We start from the raw sequence: 20,802 nt of genomic DNA, 5'->3' as shown, positions 1-20,802 counted from the left end.
TGAAAACTAAAAATGCCTAGCCATTGACAAAGTTAAAGTTTGTCCACGTGAATTATAAAAAGGGGTAAATAGCATTACCAGTGGATGGGTATACAAGGTTCATACCCCCACTATAGATGTCAATATTTTTGAATTTTGGTTAAAAAGGAACATTAGTGAGTAGAGTATACTTTACAGTACAATCATTGAATATAATGTAGCTTTAACACAACAGCATTTTGATTTCTATTTAGTTTTGAAAAATTTCAAATTGTTTTTTTCGTAAAGTAAAAATTATAAATTTCTTTATTAGAAGCCAAAATTTATTTGACAAATTTGAGTAAACAAAAATTTGTTTTTGGTAGGTATCATAACTTTTTCATTTAAATTAGTTTCGAAATTTAAAATAATTTCGGAATTAAATCCATAGATTATAATAATTATATTAAATATTCTTATTATTCGGTAAATATTCTGTCCATTTGAATTTCGAGAAATCAAATAAGCAAAGAGATTTTAAATAATTTTTTAACCATTCAAAACTATAGAAATGGCTTAATTATTAGTTTTTTACCTGCTTATATATTTTTTTATTGGAGCGGTAAAGATTTATTAAAATTCTGAACATCAAACTTCAATCTCATGAAATACGCTAAAGTTGTATCAGTTGCTTTTGTTATATTTATTATGACTGGAGCTTTTATAATTCCTCAAAAGACAAAAATACCTCCAATCAAAAAGCCTAACATCGTAGTATTCTATATTGATGATTTAGGATATGGTGACATTGGTTTTAACGGTGCTAAAGGGGTAAAAACACCCACTGTTGACAGAATGGCTAGAGAAGGCATTTCTTTTACGGATGGACATAGCACCGCCGCTACATGTACACCTTCGAGATATTCATTTCTTACAGGCCAATATGCCTTTAGAAATAAAGCAGCTATTTTACCAGGCGATGCACCTCTGCTTATAAAACCGGGTAGCCATACGCTACCAAGCATGCTTAAAAAAGCTGGATATGCCACAGGAGTAGTCGGGAAATGGCATTTAGGTCTTGGTGATGGTAAAATTAATTGGAATGGAGATATTAAGCCAGGACCATTGGAAATTGGCTTTGACTACAGTTTTCTGATTCCAGCCACTGGCGATAGAGTCCCTACCATTTATGTAGAAAATCAACGTGTAGTTAATGCAGATTCCAAAAATCCGATTGAGGTAAACTATGAGTTAAAACTCGACGGGTATCCTAACGGCATTGATAACCCAGAATTATTAAAACAAAAAGCTGATAAACAACACAGTAATACTATTGTCAATGGGGTCAGCCGAATCGGTTATATGAAAGGTGGTGAACAAGCTCTTTGGGTAGATGAAGAATTCCCGAATATTCTGACAGGCAAAGCCAAAAAATTCATTAATGAGACAAAAACAAACCTTTCTTTCTCTTTTTTTCCTACCATGATATCCATGTACCAAGATTACCAAATAAAAAATTTGTTGGTGCTAGTAGTATGGGGCCTCGTGGAGATGTCATCGCACAAATGGATTGGATTACGGGTGAAGTAATGAATGAAATAAAAAAGTTAGGTCTCGACGAAAATACGCTCATAATTTTTACGAGTGATAATGGCCCAGTACTAAACGATGGATACGATGACAAAGCGGTAGAATTACTGGGTAATCACAAACCCGCCGGACCATTCAGAGGAGGTAAATATAGTGCCTACGAAGGCGGGACAAGGGTTCCAACAATCATACGATGGAATAAAACAATCAAACCAAAGGTTAGTAACGCATTGGTAAGCCAAGTAGATTTTTATGCTTCTATTGCTGCTCTTTTGAATCAGCCTTTAGCTGATAATGAGGCCATTGATAGTGAAAATCTCATCAATACATTCCTTGGCAAAACAGAAAAAGGAAGGGAATATTTGCTTGAAGAATCATATACTTTCTCTCTTAGAAAAGATGAATGGAAATACATTGAGCCATTTCCTTCTAATGCTAACTTACCTAATTTTATGGCTAATAAAGGTGTAGAAGGTGGTTTCAAACACAGTCCTCAATTGTATAATGTAAAAGTTGATAATGGCGAAAGAAACGATTTAAGTAGTCAACAACCCAACTTATTAAAAGAAATGTCATTGAAAATCAGCCAGATAAAAGAAAAAGCTAAGCGAGATAGCCATTAAAATCCAAAATCATTTGAGCAAAATAAAATTGCTAAAATTAATTATTGGAGTAGGTATCATTATATATTTACTTTCTTGTAGAAAAATGATAATTTCGATGCCCCAACACCCAAAATAGGCACACCTGTTTATTGTAGCTGCTTATGCCCAAAAGATGAGAGTTGATTTATTAACTTTACATCGGTATGACGAGGGAAATCAAACAAATAAATCCGCTAATGATATCTTAACTTCGATAGCTATTCTGAATAAGTTTAAAAATCATTTAAAAAAACTTACACATTAAATAATTCACTTTAGATAGCAGATTATAATGCCATTTTTCAAGGATTTAGTCCATAATTTGTTTATGAAATTGTCTTTAAAATCGTTAAATTCACAGGATTTTTTTAAATAAATGCTTATTTTTTTCTTAATTTAATGCCATCAACTAAGCGAGACTTTACACTCACGAGTATTTGCTAGATATGGCTGATTTACCATCAGTACTTTTGTATACAAGTAACATTATTCCACAATAAATACAATTACGTCAGTCAAATAATTCAACAGACCTCTAACAATGAAATCTTTTAAAAATTCAGAACTAAGGTTTTTTATTTGTTGGTTTACACTGATAGCTTCTTCACTTTCAACTCTTGCCATTGAAGATTTGCCTCAAAACCCCAAAAAGCCTAATATTATTTTTATTTTAGTTGATGATTTAGGTATAAAAGATTTGAGTTGCTTAGGAAGTAGTTTCTACGAAACTCCCAATATTGATAAAATTGCTAAAGAAGGGACGATCTTTACCCAAGGGTATGCGTGCAGTGCTGTTTGTAGTCCATCAAGAGCAAGTATCATGACTGGTAAATTTACAGCAAGACACGGAATTACAGATTGGATAGGTGCAAAATCAGGCATAGCATGGCGTAGTGAAAAAAGGTTTTCAAAACTTTTACCCGCTGGGTATGTAGAAAATTTACCTAAAACCGAACAAACCATTGCAGAAGTTTTACAAGCCAATGGATATAAAACATTTTTTGCGGGTAAATGGCATTTAGGAAACAAAGGCGATTATCCTGAAGACCATGGATTTAATATAAATAAAGGTGGTTGGGAATCTGGAAGCCCCAAAGGAGGATATTTCTCACCTTGGGAAAACCCTTCATTACCTAATCAAAGAAATGGAGAAGACCTTTCTATGAGACTTGCAAAAGAAACATCGGCATTTATTCAACAAGAACGAGATTCACCTTTTTTTGCCTTTTTATCTTTCTACGCCGTGCATAGTCCCATAGAAACTACGCAAGAAAAGTGGAAAAAATACAAAGATAAAGCAGAAAAAAATGGAATTCTACCTCATGGATATACAATGGAGCATGAACTGCCCATTAGGCAAGTACAAGATAATCCTATTTATGGCGGTTTGGTTGAAAGCATGGATGATGCTGTTGGAGAAGTTTTAAATACGATCAAAAAGCTAAATCTTGAGCAGCAAACCATAATAGTCTTTACTTCAGATAATGGAGGTGTAGCCTCTGGAGATGCCTTTTCTACAACAAATTTACCCTTTCGAGGGGGAAAAGGGTATCAGTGGGAAGGGGGTATTAGAGAACCTTATTTTATCAAAATACCTTGGTTACCACAAATCAAGGAACTTAATTATCCAGTTACAGGGGCAGATTTTTTCCCAACAATTTTAGATTTCGCTGGAATTCCCCTCATGCCTAAACAGCATATTGATGGAATTAGCCTCAAACCCCTATTTGATGGTAAAGAATTAAAAACAAGAGACCTATTCTGGCATTATCCGCATTATGGTAATCAAGGAGGCCAACCGAATTCCATTATTAGAAGTGGGAACTTAAAATTAATTCACTATTGGGAAGATGGACATTATGAACTTTATAATTTAGCTAATGACCCATACGAGCAAAAAGATTTAGCATCTAAAGAACCACAAAAAGCCTCAAAGTTAAATACAAAGCTATTGACGTGGTTAAAAAGTGTTAACGCTCAATATCCTGTGCAAGACCCTGAATTTAATGCCGATTTAGCTAATAAAAAGCTCAAAAACAACTCGGAAATACTGATGCCAAAACTTGAAAAAGAACGCCTCCATTTCTTAAGTTCAGACTATCAACCAAATAAAGATTGGTGGAAAAGTAAAACAACTAAAGATTAACTCAATTGTAGCATATTTCGAATCACTATGAGTTTTCTAATAATGTTAGAAAATGGTTTAATACTGTTTAGCTTCCAAAAATAATTTTGTGTCAATTACTCTTGTTTTAGTTATTATTTTAAGCAGTGGAAGTCATCGCAAAAAGTTCAATTAATTCAATATAGAGTAGACTATAAACTTTTTATATTAAATGCTGAAAGTCTAAAATACTACTTAATTTAGTTGAATTATTTAAAATTAAACTTTTTGGTATAGGCAATAAAATTAATAATTTAGGCAGTTTTTAAGTCTTGAAGAAGATTCTCTTACCAATAATTGTGTTTTTAAAATTTTTATTGGTTTTTTTTCATAGTATTTTTCAGGGTCTTCTATTCTTTGAATTAATAATTTAGTGGCAATCTTGCCCATTTCATTACCTGGTTGAGAAACAGTACTCAGTGTTGGGTTCACTACTGAAGAAATTTGCCAATTACTAAATCCAACTACCCCAAAATCCTCTGGGATTTTCCTTCCTAAATTTTTAGCTGCCTGAATTGCTCCAACTGCAAGTTCATCTGTAATTCCAAAAATAGCATCAATATTTGGATATGTCCGTAGTAAGTTTTCAGTGGCAATTCGACCCTCTCCAATTGAAATATTGGGTATTTGCATAACGAAATTCTCATTTTTCACTATTCCGTATTTCTTCAAAGCTGAATAATACCCTTTTAATCGCTTTTGAGAGCCATGATTTACTAAATTGTCTTGTAAATGAGCAATATTTCTAAACCCTTGTTGAATTAAATGCTCAACAGCCACAAAAGCCCCTGTAAAATCATCTACGACTACTTTCGGGGCATCAATCTTAGGTATATCTTTATCAAAAAAAACGAAAGGAATATTGTTTTGTTGAAGTTGCTCAATATGTGAAATATACTTGGTTTGATTACTCACACAAATCAAAAGCCCATCTACTATCCCACTTGAAAACATTTCTATAGCTTTTACTTCCTTTTCGTAAGAGTGCTCAGTTACATTGATAATAACTTGGAAATTATTGTCCGTTGCTTCCTCCAAAATTCCATTAATCATTGATGCCATATATTGATGATTAACTTTGGGTATAACTACACCAATAGCAAAATTTCTTTGTGAACGCAAATGAGAAGCCATAAAGTTAGGTTGATAATGCATTTCTTTTGCCACAGCCTTCACTTTTTCACGCATTTCTGCTCCAATTTCTATCCTATTTCTTAAGGCTCTTGAAACAGTAGCAGTAGAAATATTTAGTTTCTCGGCAATGTCTTTAAGTTTTACTCTTCCTTTTTTCATGAAAATTCTTTTTTATGTAAACGTTTACGTAAACGGTTGCATTGTAAATAATTGATTATCAACATTTTAAATATTTTAAAATACTTTTTTTCTGTAAATGTATAAAATAATTTTGTAGCAATAATACAATTATTTCAAATTATAATTATACTAATCTAATTAAAGTCTTATGAAATTAAAACTATTTTCGACCATTTTACTTTCCTTTCTAATAGGACAGAATGTAATGGCACAGACACTACTTTATGGGGCCATCAAAGACAAATCTGGCGAGGCACTCGTTGGAGTTACTGTGGCTCTGAAAGGCTCAAAAATTGGAGCATTAACTGATATGGAAGGAAACTATAAACTTAAAATTGAAGGCACAGGTAAAACCACAATTTTGATCAGCTACATCGGGTATAAAACTAAAACGGAAACAATAGAGCTTAACAATGCTACGATTGAGAAGAATTATGTTCTTGAGGAAGATGCTTTCAACCTTGATCAAGTTGTAGTAACAGGTACAAATACTACCCGTACCCAAAAAGAAATGACAGCCTCTCTTTCGCAACTAAATTCCAAACAAATCCAAGCAATTAATGCCAATTCAATGGCGGATATTATTAGAGTAATTCCAGGTGTTCATGCAGAAGGTGGCGGAGGAGAAGTAGCTTCAAATATCATGGTGAGAGGCTTACCATCTGGCGGTCAATACAAATATACACCCATTGAAGAAGACGGTATGCCCGTACAAGCAACAGGCTATCTGACTTCATCGGCACAGGATGTATTCTTTCGCCCAGATTTAGGAGTAGGAAATTTTGAATTTGCACGAGGAGGTTCATCAACTTTATTTGGTAATGGCTCGCCAGTTGGTGTTTTCAATTATATTTCTAAAAAAGGTGGTGGCGAAGGCGAATCAATCGTAAAATTAAGTACTGGTCAGTTCAGCCTTTACCGTGTTGACTTTAATACAGGTGGTTCTGCAGGCGACAAATGGCAATACAACATAAGTGGTTTTGCACGTTATGATGAAGGCCCTTTACTGACAGGAGCTAATTCAAAGGGGTACCAAATAAGAGCCAATATCACACGACAGTTAGACAATGGGTATGTTCGTCTGTACGTACGTAGTTTAGACGATGGGGCACAATTCTATTTGCCAGTTCCACATGTAAAACAAGAAAAAGCTAACGAAAATACAGTTCAAGCGGCAACTGGAAATGATGGTCAAGTCGTACAGTCTTTATATTCCCCGCAAATGGGTGTTTTTTCATTGGTTAATCCACTCGGTACAATACAAGGTAACTTGGGCAATGGGGTGACGGCAAAAGGTGTTTCAACCATGCTTGAATTTGCTAAACAATTTGGAGGTTGGGATGTGAAATCCAAAACTCGATTGTCAAGTTTCAACCATACTTTTGATTTTTGGTCACCGGGTAGAACTTTCGAGATTGAAACCTACGCAAAAGCAAGAAATGCAAACTTAAAGTCTTATACTTTCAACTATGCCGATAATGGATTACCAATGGCACTCTCAAACGGAGCAAATAACGGTAAGACATACGTTTCTGAAGCAAGTATTACGCTAAGAAATCGCCCTATGAAAGATTTATCAACAGATTTACGAATTACAAAGCAAATTAAATCAAACAATTCTGAACATAACTTAACTTTTGGTACTTACGGATCAAGCACTTCACAACTTCAAGATGAGGTTGGAACTGGTGTTCTATTAGAAATGAAAAATATGCCACGTCTGGTAGATTTATCAATCATAGATGCTAATAATGTTACCACACGCTACACCAAGGGAGGTTTTCGTCAAAACGTTGCAGGACGTACTAACAATACTTTCGAGGCAAATAGAATGGCATTTTATGCGGGTGATGAAATGGTTTTTGGTAAATTAAGAATTGATGCTGGGCTTAGATATGAAGTACAAAAGGGCATTGTAACCGTTGGAGAAACGGCAGCATATACCAACCCAGCGGCTACCAATACTGCGGATGCCTCTTATCGTTGGCAAACAGGTAAAGTATTTACAAGGAAATTTACAGTAGATGATTTTGGTTATGTTTTAGGTGCAAACTATAGTGTTAATAATTCCCTTAACCTTTATGGTTCATTATCTAAAGGTTACTACTTCCCTGAACTACGTACATTTTCAAATGTGAATAGAGATGGAAAGGGTGAATTTATTCAGGTAGTTCCCGAGAAAAACGAAGCCGTTTATCAATATGAGATTGGTGCAAAATATAGTTCTCCACGTATCTCTGGTACTATGGCTTTATATTACAATAATATCAAAAATAGATTGCAGAACGAAATCATCGCTGGTGCTGATGGTGTATTACGCGAAATAACTCGTCCAGTTGGTTTAACTACTACCAAAGGTGTGGAAATAACGGCTGCAGTAAAATTAGTAGATGGTTTGATTGCTGATGTGAATGCCACATTACAAGATCATGAATACGTTGATTTTAAAAGAACCACTTCTGGTGCTGACGGTAAACTCGGTACAGATGATGATGTGATTACAGATTATAAAGGGAACTGGGTTTTGCGTCAACCTAAAACTATATTCAATATTGGATTGAGCTATGATAAAAAAGGTTGGGATTTAGGATTTTTGGTTAATCAAGAAGGTAAAAGATATGCCGATGACCAAAATAATGTGGTTTTACCAGCTTATGCGATACTTAATCTTAGAGCGGGTAAATCATTTAAAGTTGGAGCTAAAGAATCAATCAAAGTAGGATTAAATGTTTATAATGCACTGAACAATCGTGGACTTACAGAAGGCGACCCTCGTGTAGCTGATACATCTGTCATTACAAACGACCCATTCTATAATGCAAGACCCATTCTTCCAAGAAGATTGACAACCTATATTCTGTTTAAATTTTAGTAAATAAATATATTCCCCTTCCAAACTATAAGGTAGAATTGGCATTTGGAAGGGGAAATACTTTGGTAAAAAATGTAAATTGTCCTTCAATTTTATCAATTTACAATAATATAATAATATGAATTTCAATCATTCAGCAATTGAATCTTTAAGAGAAAGAAGTATAGTGACCTTAAAAAAGAATTGGAGAGAAGGTTTTACTGTACCATCTGCTAATTTATATCCTTTCCAATGGCTTTGGGACTCAGGTTTTGTGTCAATGGGTTGGTCTTTGATTGACAAATATAAAGCACGACTTGAACTCGAAACATTATTTGGTGCTCAGTGGGAAAATGGTATGATTCCACATATTATTTTTCATAATGACTCGCCAGAAAAACAATATTTCCCCGATGCTAAATTTCATGGCTCAGAGGCCAGTGATTTATCGCCAAAGCATGTGAAAACTACAGGAATGACACAACCCCCTGTATTGGGATTTGTCTTGGAATTCTTATTTGAAAACGAAATTGACAAACAAAAATATCTTGATTTTTATCGTTCAGCAGTAAAATCAGTTTTTCGTTTTCATCAATATTTATATCAAAATAGAGATCCCAAAAACGAAGGGCTGGTTTATATTCGCCATAATTGGGAATCGGGTACTGATAATTGTGCCGTGTGGGATAGTGTTTGGGCAAGGTATAGTGCACCAACGTATGATTTTGTCCGAAAGGATACCTTGCATGTTGACCAATCGCAAAGGCCAACTAAGAAAGATTACAATTATTACATGAATCTGATAGAGTTGTCGAGAAATTGTGGTTATGATGAACAAAAAATGTACGAAATTTTGCCATTTTTGATTCAAGATCCACTTTTCAATAGCATTTTAGCCAAATCAAATCAGTGCCTTTCAAGATTATCAAATGCATTAGATTTACCCGAATTATCTGTACAGTTTGATGAATGGTACGCTAAAACGGCCCATGGCATCAACACAAAACTTTTTGATGATGTTTTAGGGCAATATACCTATTTTGATTTAAAAAATAATGTTCAAATTTCAGAACCAACGGCTATGGGTTTTGCTCCACTTTTCGCTGGAATTGCTTCTGAAGAAAGAGCTAATAAAATGGCAGAATTAATTCTAAGCAAACACTTTTTAGGCGAAAATTTAGATGGATACCTTTGTCCAAGTTTAGGATATTCTTCTTCCGCATTCGACCCAGTTCGTTATTGGAGAGGTCCCATTTGGCCGCATATAAACTGGCTTTTAGCGATTGGTTTTAAACAGTATGGATTTTTAGAAATTGCTGAAAAACTCAGAAACGATATCATTGAATTATCAGTGAAAAAAGGGTTTTATGAGTATTTCAGTCCAATTAAATCAGAAGAATTTAAAATAGGATATGGGGGCGAAGACTTTTCTTGGACTGCCGCCATATTATTACTCATTATGGAATAGAATCCATCCAAAACAATTTAATATATGAATTACCTCGATTACACGATCATAGCCGCCTATATAATCGGTATGTTAGTATTGGGTTATTACCTTAAAAAACAAGAAAATTCAAAAGACTATTTTTTGGGGGGCAAGAATTTTGGTTGGTTTTCACTGACGATGTCAGCAATGGCATCTCAGTTATCAGTTATTAGCTTTGTTTCGGCACCTGCTTTTGTTGGCTTACGTGTAGGTGGAGGAATGAAATGGCTCACTTTCGAGCTGGGTGTCCCCATTGCTATGATATTGGTTATGACTTTTATTGGCCCAATTCTTTACCGAAGTGGAGTTGTGAGTATTTATTCTTTTTTAGAAAAAAGATTTGGTGCAAGCACAAGGCTTATACTTTCATCAGTTTTTTTATTCAGTAGGTCGTTTGCTGGAGCCGTAACTGTGTATGCTGTTTCTCTAATTTTAGCATCGCTTTTACATTTGTCATTCAATATGACCTTATTGATTGTTGGGGTTTCAACTATCGTTTATTCATTTGAGGGAGGTATGAAAGCCATCGTTTATAGCGAGGTTGTGCAAATGATAATTAAAGTAACTGGTATTTTTATCATTGTATATTTTGGGTTAAAAAATATGGGAGGTTGGGGAGAACTTATAAAACATGTTGACCAAAGTCGACTTCATGTGATAGACTTTTCCAACTTTGGAATCAATGGTGATGAATACGGATTTTTCCCAATGTTGTTAGGTGGTATTTTTCTTTATACTTCCTATTATGGCACTGACCAAATGCAAGCCCAACGCATAATATCCGCAAAAGATGTTCCTACACTTAAAAATATTTTACTCGCCAATGGTTTACTTCGATTTCCAATTACACTTAGTTACTGTATCGGAGGCTTAATTTTAGGAACATTTGCCTTGCAAAACCAACATTTTATGTCTTTAATTCCAGCAGGGAAAACGGATTTGATGATTCCAATATTTATTGAGCATTATTTGCCGAATGGTGTGATAGGTGTATTGGTAGTTGCCATCATCGCAGCGGCAATGTCTGCCTATAGTTCTATTCTTAATTCACTCAGTGCTGTCTCAATGGAAGAAATAATCAGTAAAAGAAATGGTTTTGATGACAGTAAATATGTCTTTTACAGTAAATTGACAACAGTTATTTGGGGTGCTGCAACTTTGGGATTCAGCTTTTTTGTAGGTAGTATTGCTAAAACTGTCATCGAGGCCATTAATAAAATTGGTTCTGTATTTTACGGCCCTATGCTGGCTACATTTTTGGTGGCAGTACTAATTTCAAGAGTTAATGGTAAAGCCATGAATATTGGGCTCTTGGCTGGGGTATTGGTTAATATGTTTCTTTGGATTTTTGTCCCACAAATTTTTTGGTTTTGGTGGAATATCGTTGGGGCTTTTGTTACGATTATAGTGGCACTTTTAGCAAGTATGGTTTATGTTTCAACAGACCAAAAAAGTGAAATTTTTAAAGTTAAATTAGAAATAGACAAAAGGAATATTTTAATCTTACTCTTATTTTTCATCTTTATAATAATTCTTTGTTTAAACCTCAGTAATCTATTTCAATAATAATTTTAGATGAAAATCTTAATTTCTCCAGATAAATTTAAAGATGCCGCAACCGCAGCAGATATCTGTATTGCTTTGGAAAAAGGAATAAAATCAACTTTTCCTGAAGCGGTTTGTACCTTAAAACCATTGGCAGATGGAGGAGAAGGTACACTCGAAAGCATCAGTTTGGCTCTTAATGCCCAATGGATTTCTTGTTTAACACAGGATCCTTTTTTTAATCCAATAGAAGCAAAATATCTTTTGCTTCCAGAGAAAAAAATGGCTGTAATTGAAACAGCAAGGGCATCTGGTATTGAATTAATAAAACCTGAAAATCGGAATTGTATGCTCACAAGTAGTATTGGAACGGGCATATTAATTCGAGATGCAATCGAAAAAGGAGCTACAGAAATTGTGCTCACCGTAGGTGGAACTGCAACTAATGATGCGGCTATTGGCATTGCTTCGGCATTAGGTGTTAGGTACTTTGATAAGGATGGCGAGAGTTTATTACCCATTGGTCAAAACCTCAGGTATATTCACAAAATTGACGATAGTGAATTAGTTTTCAATCGAAATAAAGTGTCTTTTATTATTGCAACCGATGTCGAAAATCCATTTTATGGACAGAAAGGTGCTGCACATGTATTTTCCCGACAAAAGGGAGCCGATGAAGAAAGTGTTTTGCTTTTAGATAGTGGATTAAAAAACTATGCATCAGTATTGGAAAAACATACCCAAATAAACCCACAAAATATTACCGGAAGTGGTGCTGGCGGTGGAATTGGTGGAGGAGTTGCTGCATTATTTGGAGCTAAAATTATTTCGGCAGCAGATTGGATAATAAAACTCAATGATATAGAAAAACATATTTCTGAAAGTCAAATTTTGATAACTGGGGAGGGTAAAATAGATAGCCAGACTTGGGAAGGCAAATTGATTTCGAGATTATTGAACTTGGCCTCCAACTATCAAGTACCTGTAATCGCTATTTGTGGAACACTACAAGATGTTGAAAAAATTGCCCAACAGCCAAATGTTATGTACGCAACTTCAATTTTAAAGTCGCCAATGACATTAGAAAAGGCAATTGTTGAAACTTTAGATTTAGTTGAAAAACAGGGTATTTTACTTGGTAAATTAATGAAAAAATTAAAAAGTTCTCATGAAGTTGGAAGTTGAATTAGGCTGACTAAAATTGAATTAATGTTATGGATTACTACGATTAAGATTTTCGGATTTTTTTTCGAAAGTATTTGGCAACAAAAGTAATGTATCGCATACCGCTTTCTTCAGCAAGTTTGACTATTTCATTGGCATTAAATCCCGAAGCATCAACTGATAAAGCCGTTTTTTGATAGTCTGCAAAAGGAATTTTCTGATTGAACATAGCCCCTGCGGCGTGATATTTTCCCTAAACACCCTAATGGATAAACATTCCCAAACGTGTCCCATTATACCAAGTAAGTGTTGCTTTTTTGGGTGATTTAGCGTATAATCTACTTTTATCCCTCAAAAAATAGGGAATAGTATCGTGATGTTGTGTGTAGGCATCAATATTATACGTACACAATAGTAGCAGGGTAATATATTGTGTGAAACGATACACTTGTACGTACATAATTTTTTCTTAAAAGTTAAAATCTGATGGAATGGGTTTGGTTATGGTTTTTTGAGAAGTTTCGAGTAAGATTTAGGAAATTTTTAAAAATTTCCTAAATCTATACTTTGTTAAGTAATAAAGTAGTTATAATCGATAATTCTGTAAATAGTTAAATAACTTGATATATGCCAATTTTCTTTCTGTGGATTTGTCGACTAAAGACTGTGGACTACTTAATACACTTCATTCTGCTTCATATTCGGGTTGATTTGAATTTCAGCCATTGGTGTAAGGCCTTAGGTTCTTACTGCATTCATAGCATCATGCACACTTTGGTCTATTTCGTTAAGTTCAATTTTGGCTTCAGCATACATCAACAACACATCGGCAGAAAGATAAATTATTCAAAAGACCTATAATTGCATGGGTTCCTGATGTTTGGTTCAACTAAGTATCCTACACGATCACAGTTATAAAATATTAACTTTCATTAGCCAGTTCATTAAAATAAATCAAAGTCTTAGCTATATGTTTTTCCCAATATGACCACGTGTGTCCACCGCTAAATTCTTGGTATTGATGATTAATTTTATTTTTTTTCAACGCTGAACGTAATTCTCTATTATAATCTATCAATAAATCATCTCTACCACAATCAAAGCGAAACGGGGGTAGTATTTCACGATTAGCAATCATCCACTCTAAAACGCTTTCTTGAGTAATGGCGGCCATTTTCAACTGCTCAAAGTCTTCTAAAAATAATTCAAGTTGCTGAAAGTTTGTTATAGAAGAAAGTCCAGAAAATCCTTTAAATAGTTTTGGATATTTAGCACCAATCCTTAGAGCTCCAAAACCACCCATCGAAAGACCAGTAATAAAAATTGGAGATTGCTCATCAATCTGAGTAAACTGCTCCTTCATCACATCTATAACATCTTCAACTATCCATTTTTCGTAGTCTTCTAATTGATGAGGAACATACCCACTTCCATCGCTAAATAGGCCATCAGAGGGCATGGCAAGTATCATCGGAGAAACTTGCTTTTCATTAATTAATTTCTGTAAGGTTTCATGAACTCTACCTTTAAGAGCCCAAGCCCAATGACTCCCATAAACACCATGAAGTAAAATAACTAAAGGGACTGATTTTAGATTTTTATAATTTTTACATCCATTATACACCGTAATATCAGCCCTTTTTTTCAGAGCATTACTTTTTACAGTAATAAAATGAAGCCCTTGAAATTCAGCGATTTCAGTTTTAAAAAATTGTGATTTGCTCATTGGATAAAATTTACTTTCCTTTTAGACCATTTTATTCATTTAAAATAATCGCAGACTTTCTATTTTAAGGTTCAATCATTAAATACGATTATTCAATCTAAAACGCTATTACACCTTTGGCATTTTTTCCTGCATGCATATCAGCAAAAGCATCTGCGAGCTCTTCAAGTTTATAGGTTCGTGTTACCATTTGGTCTAAAATCAAATCACCTTTTGCATAAAGATTTTGCAAAATTGGAAAATCTATTTGAGGACGTGTTTTGCCATAAAGAGGATTAATATAAATTTTATCCCACTCAAAAAGATTCATATCTATTGATATTTCTTGCTCGATTCCACTGACTTGTACGGCCATACCAGCATTACGCACCATTGCTAAAGGAGCTGCTCCTAATTCTGGAATGGCGGTACATTCAAAAGCGTAATCTGCACCACGGCCACCTGTCATTTGCTTTACTATCTTTGATGCTTCCATTAAACCTTTATCATCTCTATTAGCCAAGATAGTATGCGTTGCACCATATTCCTTTGCCATTTCCAAACGATTTGGGTTTACATCAATCGCAATAATTTTGCCTGCACCAACAATTCTTGCCCCTTGTATGACATTTAGACCCACGCCACCAGTACCTAATACCACAACCGAGCTTCCTGCTTGTACTTTAGCAGCATTCACAACTGAGCCATAACCAGTCATCACGCCACAACCTACAATTGCGGCAGAAGTAAACGGAATTTCGACATTAATTTTAACGCAAGCCGCTTCTCTGACTAAGGTATATTCTGACATTGTTCCTAAACTAAATGCCCGTTCGATTGGCTTACCTTGAAAAGTTGTTGAATCAAACTTTGCATGGCCTTCGCTTACTTTGTTTCCAGCAATCACCGCAGAATTACGCTCACATATATGCTGATTTCCTTCTTGACACTGAAAACATTCATAGCAAGGAATCGCCCAATTAAGCATTACTTTATCGCCAACCTTTAATGATTTTACTCTTTCTCCAACCTTAACAACCACGCCAGCTCCTTCATGCCCCATCACAAGTGGTTTTTTCCAAGATTGAGAGTCCCAGTCAGTATGACAAACACCTGCCGCTTTTATTTGAACCAATACCTCATCACCGATAGGTTCATCTACCATAATATTTTCGATGGAAAAACAGCCATTTCCATCGGCAATTGCCGCTTTACAAGTTATCATTTTGAATATACAATTGGATTTAAATGCGTATCAATAATTTTCCCAATTTCAGCCCCAGGACACCATACTTCCCAATCTTTTCTTTGATTTTCATTTTCGGGTTCTTTCAAAATCATATCCTTATCCATATAAATCATGGTCATTACCTTACGCACTTGGTCGGTATTATTCGCTCCTGCTCTATGAAACACCCAACCTGAATGAAAACTAACTTCCCCCAAATCATAAGGTTCTGCAACATGCTTAAAATCAGTTACACGTAAACGTTGGGCTATTTTTTGCTCGCTATCATCACTAATTGCTAATTCTCGCCCCTCTACAATCACATGACTTCCGGCACTAAACTCCAGAGGTCCCATTTCAACAGGAACTGGCTGCAGTGGAATCCAAGCCGTAATAGTCTTATCCGTTGATAAAGGCCAGTAATACTGGTCAGCGTGCCAAGGGGTAATGCCACCACCTGCTTCTTTGAATAAAGCTTGGTCGTGGTAAAGTCTTGAACCATCTGCACGCATTAACTCAGCTGCAATTTGGCCTAATCGCTTACTCAACACAAATTCTTTGCATACTTCATCTTGACACCAAAGATTAAAAATTTGTAAAAACGCTTTTCCATAAGTATCACGTTCATCAATTGGTTTATCCTGGCTATTTAATTCGTTTACTTTTTTTGTGATGGCTTCACCGTAATAAGCTAAGGTTTCAGCATCTAAAACATTTTTTAATTTAATATAACGGTTTTTCTGATAAAATTCAATGGCTTCCTCAGAAAGCTGATAAGGTTGATTTAATATTTTATTCATCTTACTATGTATTTATAATATAATTATATGACAAATGTCATATTTTTTTTTACTACTCCTTTTGTTTAAATTTTCAAATAATTGTCTAATATTATCATTATTTTAAAATTGATATTGTTAATCTGAAAAAATGAAACTATGAAAGCCGTATTTGAAAAGTTGCAAACAGAGCATACTAATTCGATTTTAATTAGAAAATTTGATTTAAAAAACTTTGATGCTCCTTTTCACTTCCATCCAGAGTTTGAATTAACTTTAATCTTAAAGGGTGAAGGACAACGCTACGTAGGGAGGCAAGTTAATAATTTTTATGCGGGAGACTTGGTATTTTTGGGTGATAACCTTCCTCATTGTTGGGTAAATCAGCCCAATGAAGAAGCGTATGTTTCGGCAATAGTAATACAATTTGATGAGAACTTTTTGGGTAAAACATTCTTGGAATTACCAGAGATAGAGCAGATTAAGAAATTTTTACTAAAAGCAAAATCTGGGTTTACCATTTTAGGCGAAACAAAAAAGAAAATTAGTAAAAGTATTATTCAGTTGATTGAAAAAACGCCTTTGCAGAGAATCTTGGGACTAATTGAAATTTTAGATGAACTTAGTCAAGCAAAAGAAATATCTAGTATTGATTTTTCATTCATCGAAAATCAATATAATCAATCAGAAACCGCACGATTCCAAAAGGTCTTTTCTTATTTAATTGAAAATTTTAAGGAAAATATTTCTCTTGAAGAAATTGCTGATGTAGCTGATTTATCACCTACTTCTTTTTGTAGATATTTCAAGACAATTACACAAAAAACATTTGTAGAAGTTATGCTAGAATTTCGATTACAATACGCATGCCAGTTACTTCAAAAAACCGACTTGCCGATTCGCCAAATTGCTTTTGAAAGTGGATTTGGAGATGTTTCGTACTTTAATAAAGTATTTAAAAAATATAAGAGTACGACTCCCAAAAACTTTAAAAGCCAATAGTTTTTAAAATTATTGGCTTATGTTTAATTGAATTACTTTGTATAAATAAACGAGTGTTTATCTATACAAAATAATTGTTGAAAAATCTCTATTTTTTAGAAAGAGGTAAACCATACAAAAGTATATTTTTGTTGTATATTAATTAAAGTATATTTATATTTATCTAAGTTAATCAAAAATATACAGCAATATGAAAATAGGTTATGCAAGGGTTAGTACCAAAGAGCAGGTTTTAGACCTACAAATCGATGCACTCACGAAAGACGGCTGCGAAATGATTTTTAAAGAAACGGCGTCTGGTGCAAAAACTGAAAGGCCTGAATTGCAAAAACTATTGAGTCATCTTCGTAAAGGAGATATCGTAGTGGTTTATAAACTTGACCGTCTTGGCCGCTCTTTGAAGCATCTGCTAGAAGTGGTGGCAGAACTTAACCAAAAAGAAGTAGGTATCAGAAGTATCAATGATGCTATTGATACGACAACTCCTCAGGGTAGATTATTCTTTAATATTTCAGCCTCATTTGCTGAATTTGAAAGAGAACTGATACGCGAAAGGACAAAATCTGGTTTGGAAGCGGCACGTGCTAGGGGTAGAAAAGGAGGAAGAAGACAAGGAATGACCAAAGGTGCCGAGCAAAAAGCAATTCTCGCAGAAACCTATTATAAAGAGGGTAAGCTGGGTGTTAATCAGATTGCTAAAGAAATTGGTGTTTCTAAAATGACACTTTATAAATACTTAAGATATCGAGGGGTAAAAATTGGAGCTTATAATCTAAAACAATAGAAGTAAGAAGGGTACATTATAAGTGTATTTTTCTTCTAACCTATTGAAATCACTACTTAAACTTTATTTGTCAATTTTGAAAATGGTACTGAACAGCGAACCAGCAAATTTTTAATCTTTATTGATATCAATTCTACTATCATAAGGAAAGACATAATCTATATGCCATATTCCTGTTTGATTGCTACCAGATAAATCAAGATTATTAACATTTTACAGATTCATAACAATACAATCACAATTTTTTAACTCACAATTTATCTGACATTTCTACATTTGCTTTTTGCTTTTAATTCGAATACCCCTAACCCTCTAATTTTATTCTTATGATTATTTTAAATAGGAATTCCTGCTTCAAATATATTTTTAGCCATGATCCTTCTCTTACCAAATTATATTCATTATTTCCAAAAGTAAGACAGTGTTTTTGCTAATAAAAATAAAATTTAGTTATAACCAAAACTAATATGCTCTTCGTATCTTGTCATCATAATGTACCTAAAATAAGGTATAATGATTAATTGAGTAGTAAACGATACATCAACTTTATGAAATTACTTTTAATGTATTTGGGTTTGTTAAATCCATCGACCGATTCAACCAAAACCGAACTTCTGAATGAAGTTGTTATTACCGCAAGTCGTTCGGCAAATCAAGAGTTTCAAACACCTAATAACATCAAGATTCTGAATAAAAAATACCTTAAAACGTATGCATCTAGAACAACTCCTGAAGCATTGATTGGAATAAATGGTGTTTTTGTGCAGAAAACCAATCATGGGGGCGGTTCTCCTTTCGTGCGTGGGCTTACAGGAAATCAAACTTTATTGATGGTTGATGGGATTCGCCTTAGCAACAGCACCTTTCGCTACGGCCCTAACCAGTATTTTAATACAATAGACCCATTTTCGATTAGTAAAATTGAAGTATTGAAAGGGGGTGGTTCGGTGCAATACGGTTCTGATGCTTTGGGTGGAACTATCCAAATATTCACGGCCGAACCTGAATTTAATACAAAATGGAAAGGTAATTTCCTAGGTAGAATCGCTACTCAAGGTATGGAGCAAACCGCTCGTGGTGAAATAAATTATGGAGGTGAAAAGTTAGCGGTTTCCGCAAGTTTTGGTTATCGAAATTTTGGTGATTTAGTTGGTGGAAAACTCACGGGCCGCCAATCACCTTCAGGTTATGACGAACAAATGGGGAATTTCAAAGCCAAACTGAAACTCGGAAAGGGAATTTTGGTGTTAGCAAACCAATATTTTGAAGCAAAAGATGTACCCGTCTATCATAAAGTAGTACTGGAAAATTTTGCAATTAATGAATTTCAACTTCAAAGACGAAATCTTTCTTATGCGAAGTTTAACCAAAAAAACAATTCAAAAATCTTTAATGAAGTTTCATTAATTGGCTCATTACAAATGACTTATGAAGGTAGGAATAGCCAAAAGAATGGTTCAACAAGGTTGATTCAAGAAACCGATAAAGTTTATACCAAAGGGTTGACTACTAATATTTTCTCTGAATTTTCGGAGAAATGGACGGTTAATTCTGGCATTGAAATTTACCATGATTTGGTAAGAAGCTCGAAAGTAGATAGACCCGCTTCTATTACTTCTTCAGAAGCACCAAAAAATTTGCGTGGTCTCTACCCCGATAATTCTACTTTTTTAAATTATTCACTTTATTCTTTACATCAGTTTATACAAAATCATTGGCAGTTTTCGGCTGGTCTTCGTTATAATGGTTTTTCGATTATTGTTCCCGATGAAACTATCGGTAAAACAAACTTAACACCACAAACACTCGTAAAAAATTTTTCAATTTCTTATTTAATTGGTTCAAAATCAAATATTTATGCCTCATACAATGCAGGTTTTCGCACGCCAAATGTCGATGATTTAGGTACGCTTGGCATCGTAGATTTTCGATATGAGTTGCCCACAAATAATTTGAAACCCGAAAAATCGAATAATTATGAAATAGGGTACAAATTTAGAAGTAATCGTTTTTCGGCGGCTACTGCTTTTTATTACAGCGATTTGCGTGATTTAATTGCCAGAGTAAAAGTACCCAATCAAGTAATTAATACATACAGTGTTTATCGAAAAGAAAATATCGAAAAAGCTTACATCAAAGGCATCGAAGCTGAGTTTGAAGCACTAATGAGCAAAGACTTGAAAACCTACGGCGGCATTTCATACACCTATGGACAAAATATTACGAAAAATGAACCGATGCGACGTATTCCGCCACTCAATGGTCGTTTGGGTTTAGAATTTCGCAAAAATAGCTTTTTTATTCGTCCCGAACTGTTGTTTGCTTCCAAGCAAGAACGTCTTGCACAAGGAGACAAAGACGATAATCGGATCGGTAAAAATGGAACAGCCGCTTGGCAAATTGTGAATATTTACGGAGGATACGAATATAAATGGTTGAATATCAATCTTTCTGCTCAAAACCTTACAAATAAAGATTACCGCACACACGGCTCAGGAATCAATGGCGTAGGTCGTAGTTTATGGCTGACTTTGCATTTTGAAATCTGAATTTCTGGTTGAGGTTGCAAACTTCGTCCAACAATA

General features: G+C 34.5%; 16 protein-coding genes and 1 pseudogene. 10 read left to right on the top strand and 7 right to left on the bottom strand.

Features of this window, described 5'->3' with window-relative positions; genetic code table 11:
• Positions 1 to 621: 621 nt before the first annotated feature.
• The 3 genes from EMTOL_RS22605 to EMTOL_RS21435 all read left to right on the top strand — a co-directional run bounded on the left by EMTOL_RS22605 (position 622) and on the right by EMTOL_RS21435 (position 4,338).
• Positions 622 to 1,548, top strand: a complete 927-nt coding sequence (locus EMTOL_RS22605) for a sulfatase-like hydrolase/transferase (RefSeq protein ID WP_305953329.1) — start codon at positions 622 to 624, stop codon at positions 1,546 to 1,548.
• On the top strand, positions 1,446 to 2,171 hold the full coding sequence (locus EMTOL_RS22600) for a sulfatase-like hydrolase/transferase (protein ID WP_305953330.1): 726 nt from the start codon (positions 1,446 to 1,448) through the stop codon (positions 2,169 to 2,171). The genes EMTOL_RS22605 and EMTOL_RS22600 overlap by 103 nt, the downstream gene beginning before the upstream one ends.
• 562 nt (positions 2,172 to 2,733) lie before the next feature.
• Entirely contained in the window at positions 2,734 to 4,338 is a 1,605-nt protein-coding gene (locus EMTOL_RS21435; RefSeq protein ID WP_015026400.1) for a sulfatase, read from the top strand.
• Between the two features lie 264 nt (positions 4,339 to 4,602).
• On the opposite strand, the gene EMTOL_RS21430 is transcribed toward EMTOL_RS21435, so the two are convergent.
• A complete protein-coding gene (locus EMTOL_RS21430) occupies positions 4,603 to 5,649 on the bottom strand; it encodes a LacI family DNA-binding transcriptional regulator (protein WP_015026399.1) in 1,047 nt (348 codons plus the stop codon).
• A 169-nt stretch (positions 5,650 to 5,818) separates the two neighbouring features.
• Between EMTOL_RS21430 and EMTOL_RS21425 the strand changes: the two genes are divergently transcribed.
• From EMTOL_RS21425 to EMTOL_RS21410, 4 genes are all read left to right on the top strand, one after another.
• Positions 5,819 to 8,542 (top strand): TonB-dependent receptor, encoded by a 2,724-nt coding sequence (locus EMTOL_RS21425; RefSeq protein ID WP_015026398.1) that lies wholly within the window; start codon positions 5,819 to 5,821, stop codon positions 8,540 to 8,542.
• A gap of 118 nt (positions 8,543 to 8,660) precedes the next feature.
• Positions 8,661 to 9,989 (top strand): MGH1-like glycoside hydrolase domain-containing protein, encoded by a 1,329-nt coding sequence (locus EMTOL_RS21420; protein WP_015026397.1) that lies wholly within the window; start codon positions 8,661 to 8,663, stop codon positions 9,987 to 9,989.
• Between the two features lie 24 nt (positions 9,990 to 10,013).
• Complete coding sequence (locus EMTOL_RS21415) at positions 10,014 to 11,576, top strand: sodium:solute symporter family transporter (protein WP_015026396.1); 1,563 nt, start codon at positions 10,014 to 10,016, stop codon at positions 11,574 to 11,576.
• A 9-nt stretch (positions 11,577 to 11,585) separates the two neighbouring features.
• On the top strand, positions 11,586 to 12,740 hold the full coding sequence (locus EMTOL_RS21410; protein ID WP_015026395.1) for a glycerate kinase: 1,155 nt from the start codon (positions 11,586 to 11,588) through the stop codon (positions 12,738 to 12,740).
• 43 nt (positions 12,741 to 12,783) lie between these two features.
• Here the strand turns inward: EMTOL_RS21410 and EMTOL_RS22595 are convergent, their stop codons facing one another.
• From EMTOL_RS22595 to EMTOL_RS21395, 6 genes and pseudogenes are all read right to left on the bottom strand, one after another.
• Positions 12,784 to 12,948, bottom strand: coding sequence for an alpha-L-fucosidase (locus EMTOL_RS22595; protein WP_119364470.1), 165 nt, complete (start codon positions 12,946 to 12,948; stop codon positions 12,784 to 12,786).
• Positions 12,949 to 12,981: 33 nt separating this feature from the next.
• Complete coding sequence (locus EMTOL_RS22590; protein WP_143351142.1) at positions 12,982 to 13,179, bottom strand: hypothetical protein; 198 nt, start codon at positions 13,177 to 13,179, stop codon at positions 12,982 to 12,984.
• 284 nt (positions 13,180 to 13,463) lie between these two features.
• Positions 13,464 to 13,565 (bottom strand): annotated as a pseudogene (locus EMTOL_RS22585) (RagB/SusD family nutrient uptake outer membrane protein); the annotation flags it as partial.
• Between the two features lie 76 nt (positions 13,566 to 13,641).
• Positions 13,642 to 14,445 (bottom strand): alpha/beta hydrolase, encoded by an 804-nt coding sequence (locus EMTOL_RS21405; RefSeq protein ID WP_015026394.1) that lies wholly within the window; start codon positions 14,443 to 14,445, stop codon positions 13,642 to 13,644.
• A 97-nt stretch (positions 14,446 to 14,542) separates the two neighbouring features.
• On the bottom strand, positions 14,543 to 15,649 hold the full coding sequence (locus EMTOL_RS21400) for an alcohol dehydrogenase catalytic domain-containing protein (RefSeq protein WP_015026393.1): 1,107 nt from the start codon (positions 15,647 to 15,649) through the stop codon (positions 14,543 to 14,545).
• Positions 15,646 to 16,452, bottom strand: a complete 807-nt coding sequence (locus EMTOL_RS21395; protein ID WP_015026392.1) for a phytanoyl-CoA dioxygenase family protein — start codon at positions 16,450 to 16,452, stop codon at positions 15,646 to 15,648. Before EMTOL_RS21395 ends, EMTOL_RS21400 begins: the two co-directional genes overlap by 4 nt.
• Before the next feature lie 138 nt (positions 16,453 to 16,590).
• Between EMTOL_RS21395 and EMTOL_RS21390 the strand changes: the two genes are divergently transcribed.
• The 3 genes from EMTOL_RS21390 to EMTOL_RS21380 all read left to right on the top strand — a co-directional run bounded on the left by EMTOL_RS21390 (position 16,591) and on the right by EMTOL_RS21380 (position 20,766).
• Positions 16,591 to 17,433, top strand: coding sequence for an AraC family transcriptional regulator (locus tag EMTOL_RS21390; protein WP_015026391.1), 843 nt, complete (start codon positions 16,591 to 16,593; stop codon positions 17,431 to 17,433).
• A gap of 190 nt (positions 17,434 to 17,623) precedes the next feature.
• The gene (locus EMTOL_RS21385; RefSeq protein ID WP_015026390.1) at positions 17,624 to 18,217 is read left to right on the top strand and encodes a recombinase family protein; all 594 of its coding nucleotides are present in this window, start codon (positions 17,624 to 17,626) and stop codon (positions 18,215 to 18,217) included.
• 548 nt (positions 18,218 to 18,765) lie between these two features.
• Positions 18,766 to 20,766 (top strand): TonB-dependent receptor plug domain-containing protein, encoded by a 2,001-nt coding sequence (locus EMTOL_RS21380; protein WP_305953328.1) that lies wholly within the window; start codon positions 18,766 to 18,768, stop codon positions 20,764 to 20,766.
• Positions 20,767 to 20,802 lie beyond the last annotated feature (36 nt).

The organism is Emticicia oligotrophica DSM 17448, from assembly GCF_000263195.1.
Classification (GTDB): domain Bacteria; phylum Bacteroidota; class Bacteroidia; order Cytophagales; family Spirosomataceae; genus Emticicia; species Emticicia oligotrophica.
Note: the sequence above shows the minus strand (reverse complement) of the source record. Positions and strands in the feature narration are given on the sequence as shown.